Here is a 15,784-nt window from a genome sequence, read left to right on the forward strand (position 1 = left end):
TTCTCTGCCAAGCGGCCCTCCGCCCGAGAGCAATCCCAGGAGCGACTAGAATGGTTTCGGCCCGGAATTGCGTTAAACAATGAGATAGAGCGATCCTCGTGGAAAGATACCGCTCTGGAATTCAACCATCAGGACCGGTGCGCGATCGGCTGAGACGGACCGGCAAGAGTTTGTAGGATGGCGTCTTCGACTTCGGGTCGTGATGCGCCAGCGGGAACAGCGGGTTCGTCTCAGGATAATAGGCCGCGCAGCAACCCTTCGGGATGTCATAGGCGACGACCTTCAAGTTCGTCACGACGCGAGCGGTCGCCGCGTCGATTGCTGTCGTCAGGTCGACGTTCTCGCCCTCGGCGAGCCCCAGACGCGCAATGTCCTTTCGGTTCAGGAACACGACCCGGCGCGTGCCGCTGATGCCGCGGAAACGGTCGCTGTAACCGTAGATCGTGGTGTTGAACTGGTCGTTGGAGCGAAGCGTCGCGAGATGGAGGACATCGGCGCTCCGCTCAGTCCCCAACTCCGGAAAAAGTCTTTCCGGCGTGATGAAATTCGCCTTGCCGCTTTGTGTCACCCATTTGCGCTCGCGCGCCGGCAACGGCCTGGCGAAGCCCCCCGGTTTGAAAAGCCGCTTGTTGAAGTCCTTGAAGGTTTCCGGGTAGGTGCGCTCGATGGCGTCCCGTATTTCGGCATAGTTGCCGACCCAGGCGTCCCATGGAACCTTGGTGTCACCGAGCGTGGCCTTGGCGATGCCGGCGACGATGGCCGGTTCCGAAAGGAGTTCCGTGCTCGCGGGTTGAGCTTGGCCGCGCGACCCATGGAAATGGGCGATGGAGCTTTCCATGGAGACCGCTTGAGGGCCTGTCGCCTGTTCGTCCACTTCGATACGCCCCAGACAGGGGAGCAGGTAGGCGATCTCGCCATGCACGACATGGCTACGGTTCAGCTTCGTCGCGATCTGAACGCTCAGGCGCAGTTTGCGCCATCCCTGTTCCATTGCGTCGGTATCTGGGACCGCTTTCAGGAAATTGCCGCCGAGGCTGATGAAAGCACGGGATTGGCCATTCATGATGGCTTCGCATGTCTCCACCGTCGAGCGGCCGGTCCAGCGCGGCGGTTGGAAGCCATACAGCTCGGCGAGCTTGTCCAATGGGACGAGACCCGGCTTTTCCGTGATCCCGACGGTGCGCTAGCCCTGCACGTTGGAATGCCCGCGCACGGCGCAGATATTTGCCCCGGGCTTGCCGATATTGCCGCGCAGCAAGGCAAGATTGCAGACCATATGGACGTTCTGGACCCCCATCAGATGTTGCGTCAGCCCCATGCCATAGACGGACAGCACTGCATCGGCGTTGGCATAGGTCGCAGCGGCCTGCATCATCTGGTCGCGACTGAGGCCGGAGACACGCTCCAGCTCCTCCCAGCGATGACCACGGCACGCCTCAGCGAATTCTTCAAACCCGGTCGTGTGCTGATTGATGAAATCGTGGTCGAGCACGTGTTTCTTGTCGGCTGCGCGCATTGAGGCCGCGAACGCGACCATTGCCGCATTGCCGGGATCTTTCGGCTTGCCATCCTCCCCCGCAACGATGCTTTTGCCGGAGGCCTTTAGAATGTCGTCGGCCTCGATCAGCGCCTTGCAGACGCCGAACAGCGCCGCGATATCGCCGCCATTGTTGACCTGGTAGTATTCCGACGAAATCTTCGTCTCTTTGCCGGTCAGCATCTGGACGGGCGATTGCGGATTGACGAAGCGCTCCAGGCCACGCTCGTGAAGCAGGTTGAAGGTGACGATCTTTACGCCGCGATTGACTGCATCCTGAAGGTCGTGGAGCAGGCGAGGCGACGACGTTCCGACATTCTGGGCGATGTAGAATATGCAGTCGGTGTTTTCGAAGTCCGACAGGATCGCCGTGCCGACCGAGGCGCCGATGCTTTCGGGAAGAGCCACCGACGAGCTTTCGTGGCACATGTTCGAACTGTCGGGCAGATTGTTGCTGCCATACATGCGAGCGAACAGCTGATACATGTAGCTGGTCTCGAGCGAGGCGCGCCCTGAGGTGTAGAGGTCGACCTGCCGCGGATCGAGCGCACGCAGTTCCCGTCCGATCTCGGCGAATGCTTCGCTCCACGCCACCGGTAGGTACCTGTCCGTGGCTGCATCCCAGCGCATGGGATGGGTCAACCGCCCCTGTTCCTCCAGATCATGGTCCGCCCAGCGTTCCAGTTCGCCCAGAGTGTGCTTCTCGAAAAAATCTGGGCCGGCGCGCCGCGACGTGACTTCCCAAGCCGTCGCCTTCGCGCCGTTCTCACAGAACTCGAGCGGGTGCGTCTTGGCCGGCTTCGCCCAGGCACAGCTGACGCACATATAGCCTTCCGGCTTGTTCTGCACCGCCAGCAGCTTCGGCCCTTTGAGAGGCACGTGTTCCTGGACTGTGATTGCTGTGACAGATTTTGCGGAGCCCCAGCCGCCGGCCGGTCCGCCATACGGTTTGCGTGGCGAGCGACGCGATTCCGAAGTCATTTTCGTCTCTTTCCCTGCCCAAGCGACCTGACGATGTATTGCAACGATCCAACTTGCCGCAGCGACGATTGTTCCTCCGTCATGTGACTTGGCTACGGGTGTTCAGGCTACAGGCCGACTTGCCAAGGCCCGATACGAGGGCCTGCAGGACTTCGGTCCCGTTGACGCACTGTCGCGGCGCGCTAGGTCAAGGCAAAACGCCGGATGCTTGTCTCTGGCGCGGGGAGCTTACCGTGTGGCGCATCCAATGCCTTGCAATCGACGGCAAAGGCCAAGCTGGCCCTCTTGGCCCCATGTGGTTGCTGACGCTTGCGATTTGCACCGCATGTTCGCCTTCCGATCAGATCGACCAGCAATCGCGAACCGCCGCATCGGCGGCCCAGACGGTCGCGATGACGCTCGATGTCTGGGCGGCAGGCGAGGCGCCGTCCCGATATGCGGTCCGCACGTTGCAATCCGTCGGCAAGACGCTTTCCGACGTCCAGTCGCAACTCCGGTCCGTCGGATCAGCCGAACCTGCCGAACAGGCCGCGTTGGCCGCCGCCGTGGGCCGGATGTCTGAAGCGGTCGCGCGGGCCGAAGCGGGGCTGCAAACCGGCAGTCGCTCCGAGGTGCGAAACGCACAGGACGACGCTCAGGCGGCTGCCCGCGCCCTGGCTGCCGCTTACGCCAGATATTTTGCGCCGAAACCATGAAGAAGCTTCTGGAAATATCGCTCGGCGTCGTTACCAGCGTTGGCGGCTTTCTCGAAGTGGGGTCGATGGCGACTGCCGCCCAGGCCGGCGCGACCTTCGGTTTCCACCTGATATGGGCAGTGGTTCTCGGCACGCTCTGCATCATTTTTCTCGTCGAGATGGCCGGGCGGTTTGCCGCTGTGAGCCAGTACACGATTGCCGACGGAATTCGGGAGAGGTTTGGCTTTCAAGTTTTCCTGTGGCCTTTGCTCGCGACTTTGCTGGTCAACTTCCTGGTGATGTCGGCAGAGATCGGCGGCGTTTCGATCGCGCTGGAACTGGCCACCGGCATCGGTTTTCAGTGGTGGGCACTGCCGGCTGCCCTGCTGGCATGGCTGATGCTTTGGAAAGGCACGTTCGGCCTGATCGAGAAAGGCGTCTCGATCCTCGGTCTGGTGACGCTGTGTTTCGTCGTCGGCGCGGTCATGCTGAAGCCGGATTGGAAGGCGGTCGCGGCTGGCGCCGTGCCCTCTTTGCCGGCGCACGACGCGACAAACTACTGGTTCATGGCGGTCAGCATTCTTGGTGCTTCGATATCGCCATACCTGTTCATGTTCTATTCCTCGGGAGCGATCGAGGACAAATGGGACAAGAGCTATCTTGGGGTCAACAGGGCGATTGCCTGGCTCGGCATGACCTTCGGCGGCACGATCTCGGTCAGCGTGCTGATCGTATCCGCGCTCGTGCTTTCAACGAATGGCATCGTGCAGGTGGATGATTATCATCAGTTGCCATTGATGCTGATACCGATATTCGGCTTTTGGGGCTTTGTGCTGTTCGTCGCTTCGCTCGGCATTGCCTGCTTCGGCGCGGCGGTCGAAGTCGGGCTGCAACAGGCCTATCTGGTGGCGCAAGGTTTCGGCTGGGATTGGGGTGAGGATCTCAAACCGCGTGACGATCCCGGGTTCAGCACCGTCTATACCGTTTCATTGTTTCTGGCCGCCATTCCCATCATGCTGGGACTCGACCCGCTCAAGCTCACCATATTCTCGATGGCGCTAACGGCCGCCAGCCTGCCGCTGACCGTGGTTCCATTCCTCTTTCTGCTCAACGACGAGCGCTATGTCGGCGCGCACCGCAACGGCATCGTCTCAAACGCCGCCGTCATCTTCATCATCACGCTCGCCTTCGTGCTCGCGGTGGTGACGATTCCGCTGCAGATATTCGGAGACGTATGATGAACTTGCTGCGCGATGTCCTCGACAAACAAGTACTCGACCGGAAGGGAGTGAAGATCGGCAAGGTCGACGGGCTGGTTGCCGAGCTGCGGCCCGGAAAGCCGCCCCGGATTGTCGCGGCCGAGCTCGGCTCGATCACCCTTGCGCGTCGCCTCGGCGCACGGCCCGGTCGCTGGGCAGCCCGGCTTGCCGCGTGGCTTGGGGGAGACCGCCATAGCGAGCCGCACCGGATTTCCTGGAAGAAGGTGCGCGATATCGGGCTCGATATCGAGTTCGACATCGACGGGCGCGAGACGTCGATCTTCGACTGGCAGGATTGGCTGCGCGATCATTTCATCGGTCGCATACCGGGGGCGTAGGCATGACCACCACCGTCAACCTCGAACATCTTGCCGGCAGGCGCGTGCTGTCGCTACGCGGCAAAAGCGTAGGCCATATAGAGGAGATACACGCCGAACAGGTGGGCGGCGATCTCGTGGTGACCGAATTTCACGTTGGCATCTATGCCGCGCTGGAGCGGCTTTCTGCTTTCTCTATCGGCTCGGCATTGCTCGATCTTTTCAGGCTGCGGCGGCGCGATGGCTTCTATCGCATCCCTTGGGATATGCTCGATATCTCCGATCCGAAGCGGCCGCGTTTGCTGTGTCCGATGACCGAACTCTCCCAGATGACAGGCGAAGCCGAACCGCATCGGATTCAGGGAAAGCGACGAGGATGACGCGGTTGTCGCCTGGCCGTATGCGAAAGCAGCGCAATGTTGGCATCGGCCGCGAGGCGCATTTGAAGTGACCACATCGCCGGCAACGGGAACATAGGCAGTCCGCGCGCATTGCTAGTGAACGCCATTGCAGGCACGGCTTACGGTCTCGACCATGCGACCCCTGATCACGGACACCTGGAACCTGGTGCGCGAAAGTGCCGTGGGCTTTGTCAACGACAATGCGCTAAGCCACGGCGCTGCGATTGCGTTCTACGCCACGACGTCACTGGCGCCGATACTGCTCATCGTCGTCGCGATCGCCGGCCTTGCTTTCGGTCACGAGGCCGCCCAAGTGGCCTTGTCTGCCCAACTGTCGGGTCTGATGGGGCCGGAAAGCGCAGACCTCCTGCGGAGCGTACTGGCAAGCGCGTCCCGAAAATCGTCCGGGACCTTGGCGGCGCTGATCGGCATCGCCACCTTGCTCGTAACCGCTTCAGGTGTCTTTGGCGAGATGCAGCAGTCGCTGAACACGATATGGAAGGTTGAACCGCAGGGTGTTTCGTTGTCGCGCCTTATGCGTGCAAGGGCGGCAAGTCTGGGCCTGGTCGCTGCACTGGGTTTCATGCTGCTCGTATCGCTCGCGGCCAGCGCGGCGATCGCGGTGTTAGGCGATATCATCAACGCTCACATGCCGTTTGGCGCCCTGATCCTCGCCGCCATCAATCTGGTCTCGTCGTTCGTGCTGATCTCGATGATGTTCGCCGCGATTTACAAAATCCTGCCCGATCGAAACTTGACATGGCGCGATGTCGGCATCGGTGCTGTCGTCACTGCTTTTCTGTTCACTGTCGGAAAATCGTTTATTGGCTGGTATATCGGCTCCAGCGCCATCGCGTCGTCCTACGGAGCCGCCGGCGGTCTCCTCGTCATATTGTTGTGGGTCTACTATTCAGCGGAAATTTTTCTTCTCGGTGCGGAATTCACGCGCGCCTACTCGGTTCGGCACGGCAGCAGATCGGATCTGGGCGCGCTGGCGCACGGGGACGTGCCTGCGACAGGTGAGTTGCCATCGAAAGACGTCGACCCATTTGGTACAGGCAACTCCGCCGGGATCGTGACGCTGGTTGCAGTGGCTTGCGCGACCGCTACGTTGACCAGCCTCGTCCTCGGCTTGCGTCGTCCCTGACATGCGCCGTCCGAGCCGCAGAATTCAATGACGGGTCAGCCGGCGGGTGATTGGTTCGGAGGCCCGGCCGTCCTTGGCAAGATCATCCAAATAATACACGCGGGCGTGGAACATTGGTCGACGCTGGCAGTTCTGGATCGCTTCAGATGCCGCCGCGTGGTGTCTGCGGAAGATCGGTGGAAACACCAGATCGGCCCGCGCCTCTTTCCCTCAGGACGGCGCGGGCTTCCACGACCGCACCTTACCGCGAGATTCCGGCGAAGGATGCTGGAGCGAGCAACAGGAGCCAGCCATGAAACACCAGACACTCGATCAATTGCAGGCGATCGCTGAGGTAAACGCCTCGGTGCCTGCCCCGCGCATGACCAGGACGCAGAGGTTGCAACGTTGGGCCGACCTTCTCGGGGAGAACCCGTCGCGATGCCTCGCCGCGCTTACCGGCACCGAACACATGCGCGCCTCGGTGCGGCAGGAAGCGCGCGCCGCAGGCTCGCCGATCACGGTCGCGTTCGAAGATTCGCTGTTGCGTGCATGCGGCCTGAGCAATGACAGCTACGGCGAAGCCAAGCGCTTCTTCGAACTCTCCGACTGGCAATTGCACGATATCGTGTGCAGCTGTCATGTCGGCTCCACCATGCAGGCAGGGTGGGTTTCTGCGCGGGTCCGCAGGATCTTGACCGGCAACAGGATCGCTGCGTGGCTGCGGCGGCAGTTGTGGGCACATTGAGATGCGTTCCGCCGAAACCGGAAACCGCTGGAACATTGTGCCATGATCGCTGTTAGGGACGCGGCCGGATGCCTTCCCCCCTCCGGTCAGTCCCCAGTGGCTCGCTGCCTCTCCCCCCGGGCAGCGGGCTCCGGAAGCCACCGGGATAGCTTGGGTCGATCGACGTGCATCAGGCCTCACGCAATAGGGGTCAACGGCAATGAGCAGAAGGTCCAAGGATCAAGGAACGCCGGTGCCCCTGCAAGGAACATCGAGCCAGGGTTCCCGGCGCACGCTGGCTACGGTTCTTGCCCTGGCGTTCCACGTCGTTCCGGCCGCCGCCCACCAGGCCCCGGCCGGATGGCAATATGACAGCTCCTGCTGTTCGGGTGTCGACTGCTACCAGGCGCCTGCTTCGGACGTGAAGGAAACCCGGAACGGATATCAGCTGTCGACCGGAGAATTGATCCCCTACAGCGATCACCGCATCAAACGCTCGCACGATGAATATTTTCACGAATGCAAGCCCGGCGGGGACGCCAAGCCCCAGCGCTCGTACTGCCTATATGTTCCAGATCGCGGCATGTAGCCCGTGATGGGCCCATCCAATCTGCCGGTTGAGCATCGGGAAGTGACCATGGCTCGAACTCCGGATGATCTCTATGTCGTGGTCTGAATGACCAGCGTAAGCGTACCGTCTCCATCGACGTTGGCCGCGATGACCTGGGAGGAGTTCAGCCCATTCTGCGTTAGCGCCGCCGTTGCCTGCTGGGACCCGTCGATCGAGTTCTGCAAGGCTCGCAGGTCATCCGCGGTGGTCTGGGCAACGATACGCTCGGCCTGCATCTTGACGTCCGGGGGAAGGTCGTCAATGGAGATGATGGCGACCCGCGTAAACCCGTTGCTGAAATCGAATTGACCCTGATCTGGCGCATCCTGATCCAACGGATCCAAGGGCAGGGACAAGTCGCCCGCTGCCCGCGGCCCCGCAGTCTGAGCATGGCTGGGCGACAGCTGAAACAGAACTGAAATCACAAGTGCCGCGAAAAAGCGCAATGGCGGATTCTCCTTGTTGGACCCGCACCCGTCAGACATCCATCATAGATCTGGCGGGCTCCCGGGCGATATTCTCTTCGATCTGTTCGTGGCCCGGCGTCTGCGGCAGGGCCTTCCGGAAATTCCTGGCATAGTGGGACGGCATCTTGGGCGGCATCATCGGTTCATAGGCATCGACAAGCGCCTCGACTATCACCGGGCCGTCGACGGCGAACGCTTCGTCCAGAACAGCCTCGATCTGGTCGGCCCGATCGATGCGCAACCCCTTTGCGCCCATTGCCTCGGCCGCCTTGGCAAAGTCGATCGGCGCCAGTTCGCAGCCGAATTGCGGGTTGCCGAGAAACATCATCTGCTCCCACGCGATCTGGTTGAGCATATTGTTCTTGAGGACCAGAAGCTTCAGCGGAACGCCGTAACGCACCGCGGTGGAGAATTCGCCGAGCTGCATGGCGAGGCCACCGTCACCGACGATGGCGGCGACCGGTCGGCCAGGGAATGCGATCCCGGCGGCGATTGCGTAGGCTAGCCCGCAGGACATCGACGCCAAAGCGCCCGAGAGGCCAAATGCCTGGCCCTCGCGCAAGTCGACATGGCGTGCCGCCAGTTCGGTATTCTGGCCTGAATCGGTTGCCAGCACCGTATTGCTGGCCAATCTTTCTCCGAATGCGCGGACGACCAATTGTGGTTTTACGGGATGGGCCTGCGCGTCCTCGGACTGCCGCATCATTTCGCGCCACTTGCCCATGTTGTCCTGCGCCCGCAGCAGAAATTCATTGGAAGGCTTCTGCGTCAGCCGCCGGTTGAGCGCGCGCAATGTCTCGGCCGCATCGCCGACGAGCCCCGCCTCTACCGGGAAGCGCAGGCCGATCCGTTGCGCGTCGCAATCAATCTGGACGCCCCGGGCCTGTCCGGGTTTGGGGTAGTACTCGATATATGGAAAAGTCGAACCGACGATCAGCACGGCGTCACAGTTCTCCATCATATCCTGCGATGCCAGTGTTCCCAGAATGCCGATGCCACCGGTCGTGTAGGGATGATCGTCCGGCAGCACCGCCTTGCCGAGCAGGGCCTTGGCCACCGGCGCCTGCAGCAGCTGGGCAGTTCGCTCCAGTTCGCTTGCCGCCCCCAGCGCACCACGGCCGGCCAGGATCGCCACGCGCGGGGCCTCGTTGAGAACGGCTGCTGCCTTGTCCAACTCGACGTCTTGCGCCACCATATGGCCTGTGAACATATTTTGCGGCGTGTGCTCGGGACGATTGCGCTTGGAGCGTTTCGTCGGCTCGCTCTCCTGTTCCTGGGTGTCGCTGGCAATCGAAAGATGAGCAACGCCCTTGCGTGCCAAAGCGGTGCGGCACGCGAGACTGGCGACGTTTTCCATATGGGCGGCGTCGGAGACCTGAACATTGTAGACCGCAACGTCGTTGAACACGCGTGTGAGGTCGACATCCTGTTGGGTGAACGTCTCGATCAGATCGTGAAACTGCATTCCCGTGATTGCCAGGACTGGCGCCTGGTCAAGCTTCGCGTCGTAGAGCCCGGTCAAGAGATGTGTGCCGCCGGGGCCCGATGTGGCCAGGCAGACGCCCAGCTTTCCGGTCCATTTTGCATAGGCGCATGCCATGAACGCAGCCGATTCCTCATGCCTGACCTGGATGAACTTTATTTTTCCGCGCCTTGTGCGAAGCGCTTCCATGATGCCGTTTATGCCATCTCCCGGAAGGCCGAACACCACCTCCACATTCCATGCGATCAGTGTCTCGATGAGTATCTCTGCTGCGTTGGACATGCCGAATTGTCTCTCCGGTGGATGGCGACCGAACCGGCGAACGGCGAGTTGGTTCCTTGATACCGGAAATCAATGGAGTCAGGTCCGGTCTGTAGGTCAGGATCGGATGGAATCCGCCTAGGCGCGCTCCATTCACATGCCTGCGAGAGTAGAACCGCAATTTGCACTCCGCCGACCCGGAGCCTCGGCCCATTTCGCCGGTTCGATGTTGTGCCCCGGCTGGCCGGTCACGGCACCTAACTCCCCGTACCCAGCCTTGTTCCAAAAGCGCTGCTGGCGACGCCATGTCGTCCGACGCTTCGGCCCGGACATTATTCGCCGGAGCTTAAGGCGTGGCGGAACGAACCAAACAGCCGCGCATTAAGCTTAGGCTGCATTCACACTCGTACTGTTTGGGAGTTGGATCGTTGTCATCCGGACGCTATGCGTTGGTCAACAAGCCGAACGAAGAGAATTCCATCGTCGATCTTATACCCGCCCTCCGGGCTTTCGCGCGAACCTTCTGCCGTGTCCCCGATGACGCCGACGACCTTTTGCAGGAGACACTGACTAAGGGGCTTGCCAATACCGACAAATTCGAACCCGGAACACGCATGAAGTCGTGGCTCTTCACCATCATGCGCAACACGTATTACACCCGAATAAAAGCCGCCGTCCGGGAGGCGCCCGGTCTCCTCGATTGCGCGTCCTTACGCCCGATTTCGGAAGCCACGCAGGAATGGTCCGTCCAGAGCAGGGAGGTTCACCGTGCCATTCAGCAGCTGCCCGAACATCAGCGTGAGATCCTGATGCTGATCGGAGTGCTGGGGTTTAGTTATGAGGAAGCCGCCGATATATGCGGCTGCGCGATCGGGACGGTCAAAAGCCGGCTCAATCGGGCGCGCGCCGGCGTGCTGGAATCACTCGGCGAAAGGTCACTCAAGACACTGGTGGAACGGCGAGCACATTTGTCGGACGGACAGCTTGATCTCGGCACCGACCATCATCCCTGATGGGATTATCCAGCGATTGTCCAAGGGCCGAGTTCCCCGTGGATCAGTTTGTCAATTCCCGCCGCCGCTTTTCGACAAGCGCGTTCTGCAATTCGACGGCAAGTCGGATCAACCGATCGGGTACCTTCTCCTGTTCGATCGCGGTCAGGAGTGAAGCGATTTTCAAATCCACCAAGATACCAGTGGGAGGGGTGGTCTGGCTCGAGCGGGGCATCGTCGCCTCTGAGGAATGTCGATCTCTTCGCGTCCAGTGTGACGGCACGCGTCCCGCTTTGCAAGGAGGTCCGGCATGCGCGAACGACCTACATCCGCGGCTACGATTGATGGTGGCAACTAGGCCGATCTCTTCTTGGAGGCGGTAGCTTTGCCCTTCCGCGACCCGCTGCCCTCCTGCGCTAGGCTCTTGCGCAATATCTCGGCAAGGTTGACGACGTTCTCCTTTGGCCGGGGAGCGGATTTTGGCGGCGCTTCGCCTTTGCGCTTGGCTTCGATCATCGCGATCAGCGCATCTTCGTAAGTGTCTTCAAATTTCGAGGGATCGAACCTGGTCACTTTCTTTTCGATAAGCAGGCTGGCGATTTCGGTAAGGTCGGAATCGTATTCGACTTTCTTGATCTCCTTGAAAACGCTTTGCTCGGAGATTACTTCGCTGTCGCTGCGCAACTCGGTCAGAAGCATGCCTTTGCCGAAGGGCTGGATCAGGACTTCACGACCGCGCTGATAGAGGACCACACAAGAGCGGGCAGCGACCCTTTTCTTTTCCATGGCCTTGCGGATCACTTCAAAGGCCTCGGCCGCCGCGCCGTCCGCAGGATCAGGTAATAGGGCTTTTCAAGGTAGCGTGTGTCGATATCGCCCAACTCGACAAATTCGCCGACCTCCAATGTATGGGCTGAGGTAAGCTTCAGCTTCTTGATCTCGTCAGGCTCGATGCGGACGTAGTCGTCAGTGTCGATTTCGAAACCCTTCACTTGATCCTCGGCATCAACGGCCTCCCCGGTTGCTTCATCGACATAGGCACTTTTGACCGGCAGCCCGTCCTTGCGATTGAGTATCTTGAAATGGATCCTGGAGGCCTCGCTGGTGGCGCCAATTATCTTCACGCCACAGGTGACGGATCCGACCTTCAAAAAACCTTTCCAAGCGGCTCGTGGCGCAACCATGCGGGACCTCTCAATCGCTGATGGCCACCAACGGATGCCGGTCGCAATTGTTCCTGGAACACCGCCGTCGGGATGGTGTTAGGCACCCTCGACGCCACGGGGAAGGCAGAACGTGGCGGCACCGAAATCGACAGGAGACCTCCTATGTCCGAAGCGCAGACGACAATCGACATGACGACATCCGCAAATAGGCAGAGGAGCGGAAAGGTAGGCCAGCCGGGTGCGCGGCCGGCGAGAAGGTGGCGTTCTAAGCATCGATTTCGGCGAACCGGAAGAATCATTCGTAGCTATCGAATGGGAAGAGTTCTTTCGTATCTTCGAGGACATGATCTGGCGTTTCTTCATCGGGCCAAGACCGGCGCCGGTAAGACCAGCCGCTTCAAAAAATTCGTCAAGCGTGACCGTATTAGAGCGACAGCCTCGGTCCGCGGCGCACGGATAGATCGGTAGCGCGTCGCGGCATTGCAGCCTCAGTTCAGAAGGCCGGCACCGCCGGAACTGACTACATTGTGCATGACGCGGTTCAGCCAATCCTCGGTGGAGAGCCCGGCCTGCCTTTGGTCGATATCGCGGAGCGCCAATTCGAGCGTCCTCTCGACCAGTCGATCGGAAGCGTTGACGTCTGCGAGTAGCAAACGCGCCGCCAGCCTCAGCTTGGGCAGAAGCGCGAACACGTCGTCGGGAGAGGTCGGCTTGTCGTCGTCGCGCGAGAACGGCGGGAACAAGGCATTGGAGACTTCCTTGCTGGTGGAGGATTTCCAAAGATTGCTGGCACAACGCAGATGCTCAGGAATGGTGATATCGCCTACGCCGCTGAAGAACACGAAGGGCACGCCCCGCCGGAGCAATTGGTCTGCGATAGGGGATACCCGGCGGCCGTTGATGTCGATATCCAGGATCGCCGCCTCGGCCGTCTGCGTATGTATCGCGGCCTGTTCGAGCGTGGCCGCCGGGCCCAGAATCACCGCGCCCATATTGCTGAAATAGCGTGCAAGGTCGTCGGCCAGCAACCATTCATCCTCGACGATAAGAAGCCGCACGCCTCGCAGATTGCGCACCCCACTATCCTTTCTTTGATCAAGAACGGACGTTGCCTGTTTGGCAAGACCGTTCATCCTGCGCGGCCTGCAGGCGCCTGGTCGACACCGAGCCCAAACCTGTCGCCGTAACCGGCTTTCTTTCGGTCAAACGCTTGGTCACTGAACACCGTCCGTCCTCGGCACAACGGATTTGGTCCCAGCTTGTTCCGTCGCCCGGCGCCGCGGCCGAGGCAGAGGGTTTCAGGTCGTCGCCGTTAGGCGGCGTTGCCCGGGATGGCTTCCAAGGTATCGGTATCCTCGGGGCCGGAAGTGTCAGTCAATCGGTTCATCCGTCGGTCGCGGCGTGGCGCCGGCCTGACGCTTTCGGCCGATGTTGCGATTGGCAGCGGGATTGTCGTGTGGTGTTGACTATAGGGTAGGGGCCGACGGTCTTGGGGCCACCGGCGGGCTCCGGCGTCGGTATCGGTTTCGTCCCCTCCGCGATGGAAAGCCGCTGGCACTTGGCGACCGGATGGCGGGTTTTGCGGCATCAGGTCATTCTTGGGTGGAAAGGCTGGTTCAGTCTCAGCCATGAGGCCGCATTACCACCTTGATGCAGCCATCCTGCTTGTCGCGGAAGGTCTTGTAGAGGTCGGGACCGGCGTCGAGATCCGCCCTGTGGGTGATGACGAAGGAGGGATCGATCTCGCCCTCCTGAACCTCGGCCAGGAGCGGTTCCAGGTAGCGCTGCGTATGTGTCTGACCCATCCGGAAGGTGAGCCCCTTGTTCATGGCGGCGCCAAACGGGATATGGTCGAGAAGTCCGACATAGACGCCGGGAACGGAGACCGTACCGCCCTTGCGGCAGCAGTAGATCGCCTCGCGCAGCACATGCGGTCTGTCGGTGCCGAGATAGACGGCTGCCTTCACTTTGTCGACCATGGCGTCGAAGCTGGCGCCCGGATCGGATTCGGTACCGACGCAATCGATGCAGCGGTCCGGGCCACGACCGCCGGTCATCGCCATCAGGGCGTCATAGATGTCGGAATTGCTGAAATCGAGCGTCTCGGCCCTGCCGTGGTCGCGGGCCATGGCGAGCCGCTCGGGAACCTTGTCGATGGCGATGACACGACCGGCGCCGAGCATCCATGCGCTTTGGATGGCGAATTGGCCGACTGGACCGCAGCCCCAGATCGCCACCGTGTCGCCCGGCTCGATGCCGGCATTCTCAGCCGCCATATAGCCGGTCGGAAAGATGTCGGACAAGAACAGCACTTGCTCGTCATCCAACCCGTCGGGCACTTTGATGGGGCCGACATCGGCGAACGGAACGCGCAGATACTCGGCTTGGCCACCCCAGTAGCCGCCGACCAGATGCGAGTATCCGAACAGGCCGGCCGGCGACTGTCCCATCACCTTGGCCGCCTCCTTGGCATTGGGATTGGAGTTGTCGCACAGCGAGAACAGCCCGCTTTTGCAAAACCAGCACTCGCCGCAGGAAATGTTGAAAGGCACCACGATGCGGTCGCCTTTCCTGAACTTCGAATGGCCCTTGCCGACTTCGACCACTTCACCCATGGTTTCATGGCCGAGCACGTCGCCCGACTTCATGGTCGGCATATAGCCGTTCATGAGATGCAGGTCCGATCCGCATATGGCGCAACACGTCACCTTGATGATAACGTCGCGGTCGTCCTCGATTGCCGGGTCGGCTACCTGTTCGCAGCGTATATCGCCTTTGCCGTGCCATGTGAGGGCTTTCATCATGTTGCTCCCTGGGCTGGAAGGGCCGATGCGATCGCGTCGGCCGGTGGATGTGGAAAGATGCGGGGCCGCCCGGGTGTCGGCCGACGGCCTCGGCGTGTCGTCGACAAGTCAGCCTTTCGGAGCCGATCCCGGTTCGGCCATCTTGCGGTGCTGTTCAGCCAGGGTGCCAGCCGGGGTGACATGGGCGGCTGCCACCTGGAGCTTGTTCCTCCAGCCGCTGATGACCTGTTCCTCGCCCGCCAGCAACGCGTCATAGCCGGCGCGCGCGACGTCGGCCGGATTGTCCTTCTCGTCGGTGCCGACCTTGGTGTCCATCATTTCGGCACGTTCGAAGAACCGCGTCTGCGTCGCACCGGGCATCAGCACCGTCACGGTGACGCCGGTGTCCTTCAATTCGTGCCGTAGCGCGATGGCGAAAGAATCGATGAACGCCTTGGTGCCGTTGTAGACTGCCTGGAACGTGCCCGGCATGAAGCCGGCGATCGATCCGGTAAACAGAATACGCCCGCGTCCGCGCCTGGCCATCCTCGCGGCCAGTTGATGGGCCAGATAAATTGTTCCGGTGATATTGGTGTCGACGATGCGACGGATCTTGTTCCAGTCCTGGTCGACGAAGCCGTGACCCAGGCCGCGCCCCGCATTCAGAAAGAGCAGGTCGATATCCCGATTTCCGATCCGCGACACCAATCTGTCGGCGCCCTCCACGGTTGCCAGGTCGACCTCAAGCGCCTCGACCGCCACGTCGTGCGAAGACAGCGCCTCTGCCGCCTGCTTGATCGCCGGCTCATCGGCCGCGATGACAAGGTTATAACCGGCCTTCGAGCAGAGCTTGGCAAGTTCCTTGCCGATGCCGCTTGAGGCCCCGGTTACCACCGCGAGTTTAGTTGCCGTCATCATATCCTCCGCTCCTGACCGCCGCCCCCAACCATCCCAAGCCAGGATTGTTCCGTGGTCGGTTGCCCGCGTCCGACGACGCGCT

The 15,784-nt window shown here is 61.0% G+C and carries 15 protein-coding genes and 2 pseudogenes; 9 read left to right on the forward strand and 8 right to left on the reverse strand.

Annotation, left to right across the window (positions count from 1 at the left end; all coding sequences use genetic code 11):
* Window positions 1–121: 121 nt before the first annotated feature.
* Window positions 122–2,518 (reverse strand): annotated as a pseudogene (locus tag EN861_RS15025) (FdhF/YdeP family oxidoreductase).
* 233 nt (window positions 2,519–2,751) lie between these two features.
* On the opposite strand from EN861_RS15025, the gene EN861_RS15030 reads away from it, so the two are divergent.
* The 7 genes from EN861_RS15030 (at window position 2,752) to EN861_RS15060 (ending at window position 7,611) form a co-directional block, all read left to right on the forward strand.
* Window positions 2,752–3,213: a hypothetical protein gene (locus EN861_RS15030; RefSeq protein WP_245512034.1), complete on the forward strand. Its 462-nt coding sequence runs from the start codon at window positions 2,752–2,754 to the stop codon at window positions 3,211–3,213.
* On the forward strand, window positions 3,210–4,430 hold the full coding sequence (locus EN861_RS15035; protein WP_135864192.1) for a divalent metal cation transporter: 1,221 nt from the start codon (window positions 3,210–3,212) through the stop codon (window positions 4,428–4,430). Before EN861_RS15030 ends, EN861_RS15035 begins: the two co-directional genes overlap by 4 nt.
* A complete protein-coding gene (locus EN861_RS15040) occupies window positions 4,430–4,789 on the forward strand; it encodes a hypothetical protein (RefSeq protein ID WP_127869439.1) in 360 nt (119 codons plus the stop codon). The genes EN861_RS15035 and EN861_RS15040 overlap by 1 nt, the downstream gene beginning before the upstream one ends.
* A gap of 2 nt (window positions 4,790–4,791) precedes the next feature.
* On the forward strand, window positions 4,792–5,148 hold the full coding sequence (locus EN861_RS15045; protein WP_127869438.1) for a hypothetical protein: 357 nt from the start codon (window positions 4,792–4,794) through the stop codon (window positions 5,146–5,148).
* A gap of 154 nt (window positions 5,149–5,302) precedes the next feature.
* Window positions 5,303–6,316 (forward strand): YihY/virulence factor BrkB family protein, encoded by a 1,014-nt coding sequence (locus EN861_RS15050; RefSeq protein WP_127280191.1) that lies wholly within the window; start codon window positions 5,303–5,305, stop codon window positions 6,314–6,316.
* A gap of 292 nt (window positions 6,317–6,608) precedes the next feature.
* Window positions 6,609–7,043 (forward strand): hypothetical protein, encoded by a 435-nt coding sequence (locus EN861_RS15055; protein ID WP_127280192.1) that lies wholly within the window; start codon window positions 6,609–6,611, stop codon window positions 7,041–7,043.
* A 199-nt stretch (window positions 7,044–7,242) separates the two neighbouring features.
* Entirely contained in the window at window positions 7,243–7,611 is a 369-nt protein-coding gene (locus tag EN861_RS15060; protein ID WP_127869437.1) for a hypothetical protein, read from the forward strand.
* A 71-nt stretch (window positions 7,612–7,682) separates the two neighbouring features.
* Here EN861_RS15060 and EN861_RS15065 read toward each other — a convergent pair whose 3' ends face one another.
* Both EN861_RS15065 and EN861_RS15070 read right to left on the reverse strand, forming a co-directional pair.
* A complete protein-coding gene (locus EN861_RS15065; protein WP_127280194.1) occupies window positions 7,683–8,078 on the reverse strand; it encodes a hypothetical protein in 396 nt (131 codons plus the stop codon).
* 31 nt (window positions 8,079–8,109) lie between these two features.
* The gene (locus tag EN861_RS15070) at window positions 8,110–9,864 is read right to left on the reverse strand and encodes a thiamine pyrophosphate-dependent enzyme (protein ID WP_127869436.1); all 1,755 of its coding nucleotides are present in this window, start codon (window positions 9,862–9,864) and stop codon (window positions 8,110–8,112) included.
* A gap of 407 nt (window positions 9,865–10,271) precedes the next feature.
* On the opposite strand from EN861_RS15070, the gene EN861_RS15075 reads away from it, so the two are divergent.
* Window positions 10,272–10,856, forward strand: a complete 585-nt coding sequence (locus EN861_RS15075) for a sigma-70 family RNA polymerase sigma factor (RefSeq protein ID WP_335930831.1) — start codon at window positions 10,272–10,274, stop codon at window positions 10,854–10,856.
* Window positions 10,857–11,189: 333 nt separating this feature from the next.
* Here EN861_RS15075 and EN861_RS36825 read toward each other — a convergent pair whose 3' ends face one another.
* Together EN861_RS36825 and EN861_RS36830 are read right to left on the reverse strand one after the other, a co-directional pair.
* Entirely contained in the window at window positions 11,190–11,636 is a 447-nt protein-coding gene (locus EN861_RS36825) for a hypothetical protein (protein WP_348630904.1), read from the reverse strand.
* Window positions 11,633–11,986 carry a Ku protein gene (locus EN861_RS36830; protein WP_348630905.1) on the reverse strand — a complete coding sequence of 118 codons (354 nt, stop codon included), beginning with the start codon at window positions 11,984–11,986 and terminating at the stop codon, window positions 11,633–11,635. The genes EN861_RS36825 and EN861_RS36830 overlap by 4 nt, the downstream gene beginning before the upstream one ends.
* 212 nt (window positions 11,987–12,198) lie before the next feature.
* On the opposite strand from EN861_RS36830, the pseudogene EN861_RS36285 reads away from it, so the two are divergent.
* Window positions 12,199–12,469, forward strand: a pseudogene (locus EN861_RS36285) (hypothetical protein).
* Between the two features lie 20 nt (window positions 12,470–12,489).
* On the opposite strand, the gene EN861_RS15090 reads toward EN861_RS36285, so the two are convergent.
* The 3 genes from EN861_RS15090 to EN861_RS15100 all read right to left on the reverse strand — a co-directional run bounded on the left by EN861_RS15090 (window position 12,490) and on the right by EN861_RS15100 (window position 15,699).
* On the reverse strand, window positions 12,490–13,134 hold the full coding sequence (locus EN861_RS15090) for a response regulator (protein WP_127869435.1): 645 nt from the start codon (window positions 13,132–13,134) through the stop codon (window positions 12,490–12,492).
* Between the two features lie 489 nt (window positions 13,135–13,623).
* Complete coding sequence (locus EN861_RS15095; RefSeq protein WP_135864194.1) at window positions 13,624–14,802, reverse strand: zinc-dependent alcohol dehydrogenase; 1,179 nt, start codon at window positions 14,800–14,802, stop codon at window positions 13,624–13,626.
* Between the two features lie 111 nt (window positions 14,803–14,913).
* Window positions 14,914–15,699: an SDR family NAD(P)-dependent oxidoreductase gene (locus EN861_RS15100; RefSeq protein WP_135864196.1), complete on the reverse strand. Its 786-nt coding sequence runs from the start codon at window positions 15,697–15,699 to the stop codon at window positions 14,914–14,916.
* Between the last annotated feature and the right edge of the window lie 85 nt (window positions 15,700–15,784).

The sequence above is a fragment of the Mesorhizobium sp. M8A.F.Ca.ET.218.01.1.1 genome (assembly GCF_004791165.1).
Lineage (GTDB): Bacteria > Pseudomonadota > Alphaproteobacteria > Rhizobiales > Rhizobiaceae > Mesorhizobium.

Coding starts and splice junctions, on each gene's coding strand:
- EN861_RS15035 (WP_135864192.1), top strand. CDS start 3,210: ATGAAGAAGCTTCTGGAAATATCGCTCGGCGTCGTTACCAGCGTTGGC.
- EN861_RS15040 (WP_127869439.1), top strand. CDS start 4,430: ATGAACTTGCTGCGCGATGTCCTCGACAAACAAGTACTCGACCGGAAG.
- EN861_RS15045 (WP_127869438.1), top strand. CDS start 4,792: ATGACCACCACCGTCAACCTCGAACATCTTGCCGGCAGGCGCGTGCTG.
- EN861_RS15050 (WP_127280191.1), top strand. CDS start 5,303: ATGCGACCCCTGATCACGGACACCTGGAACCTGGTGCGCGAAAGTGCC.
- EN861_RS15055 (WP_127280192.1), top strand. CDS start 6,609: ATGAAACACCAGACACTCGATCAATTGCAGGCGATCGCTGAGGTAAAC.
- EN861_RS15060 (WP_127869437.1), top strand. CDS start 7,243: ATGAGCAGAAGGTCCAAGGATCAAGGAACGCCGGTGCCCCTGCAAGGA.
- EN861_RS15070 (WP_127869436.1), bottom strand. CDS start 9,864: ATGTCCAACGCAGCAGAGATACTCATCGAGACACTGATCGCATGGAAT.
- EN861_RS15090 (WP_127869435.1), bottom strand. CDS start 13,134: ATGAACGGTCTTGCCAAACAGGCAACGTCCGTTCTTGATCAAAGAAAG.
- EN861_RS15095 (WP_135864194.1), bottom strand. CDS start 14,802: ATGAAAGCCCTCACATGGCACGGCAAAGGCGATATACGCTGCGAACAG.
- EN861_RS15100 (WP_135864196.1), bottom strand. CDS start 15,699: ATGACGGCAACTAAACTCGCGGTGGTAACCGGGGCCTCAAGCGGCATC.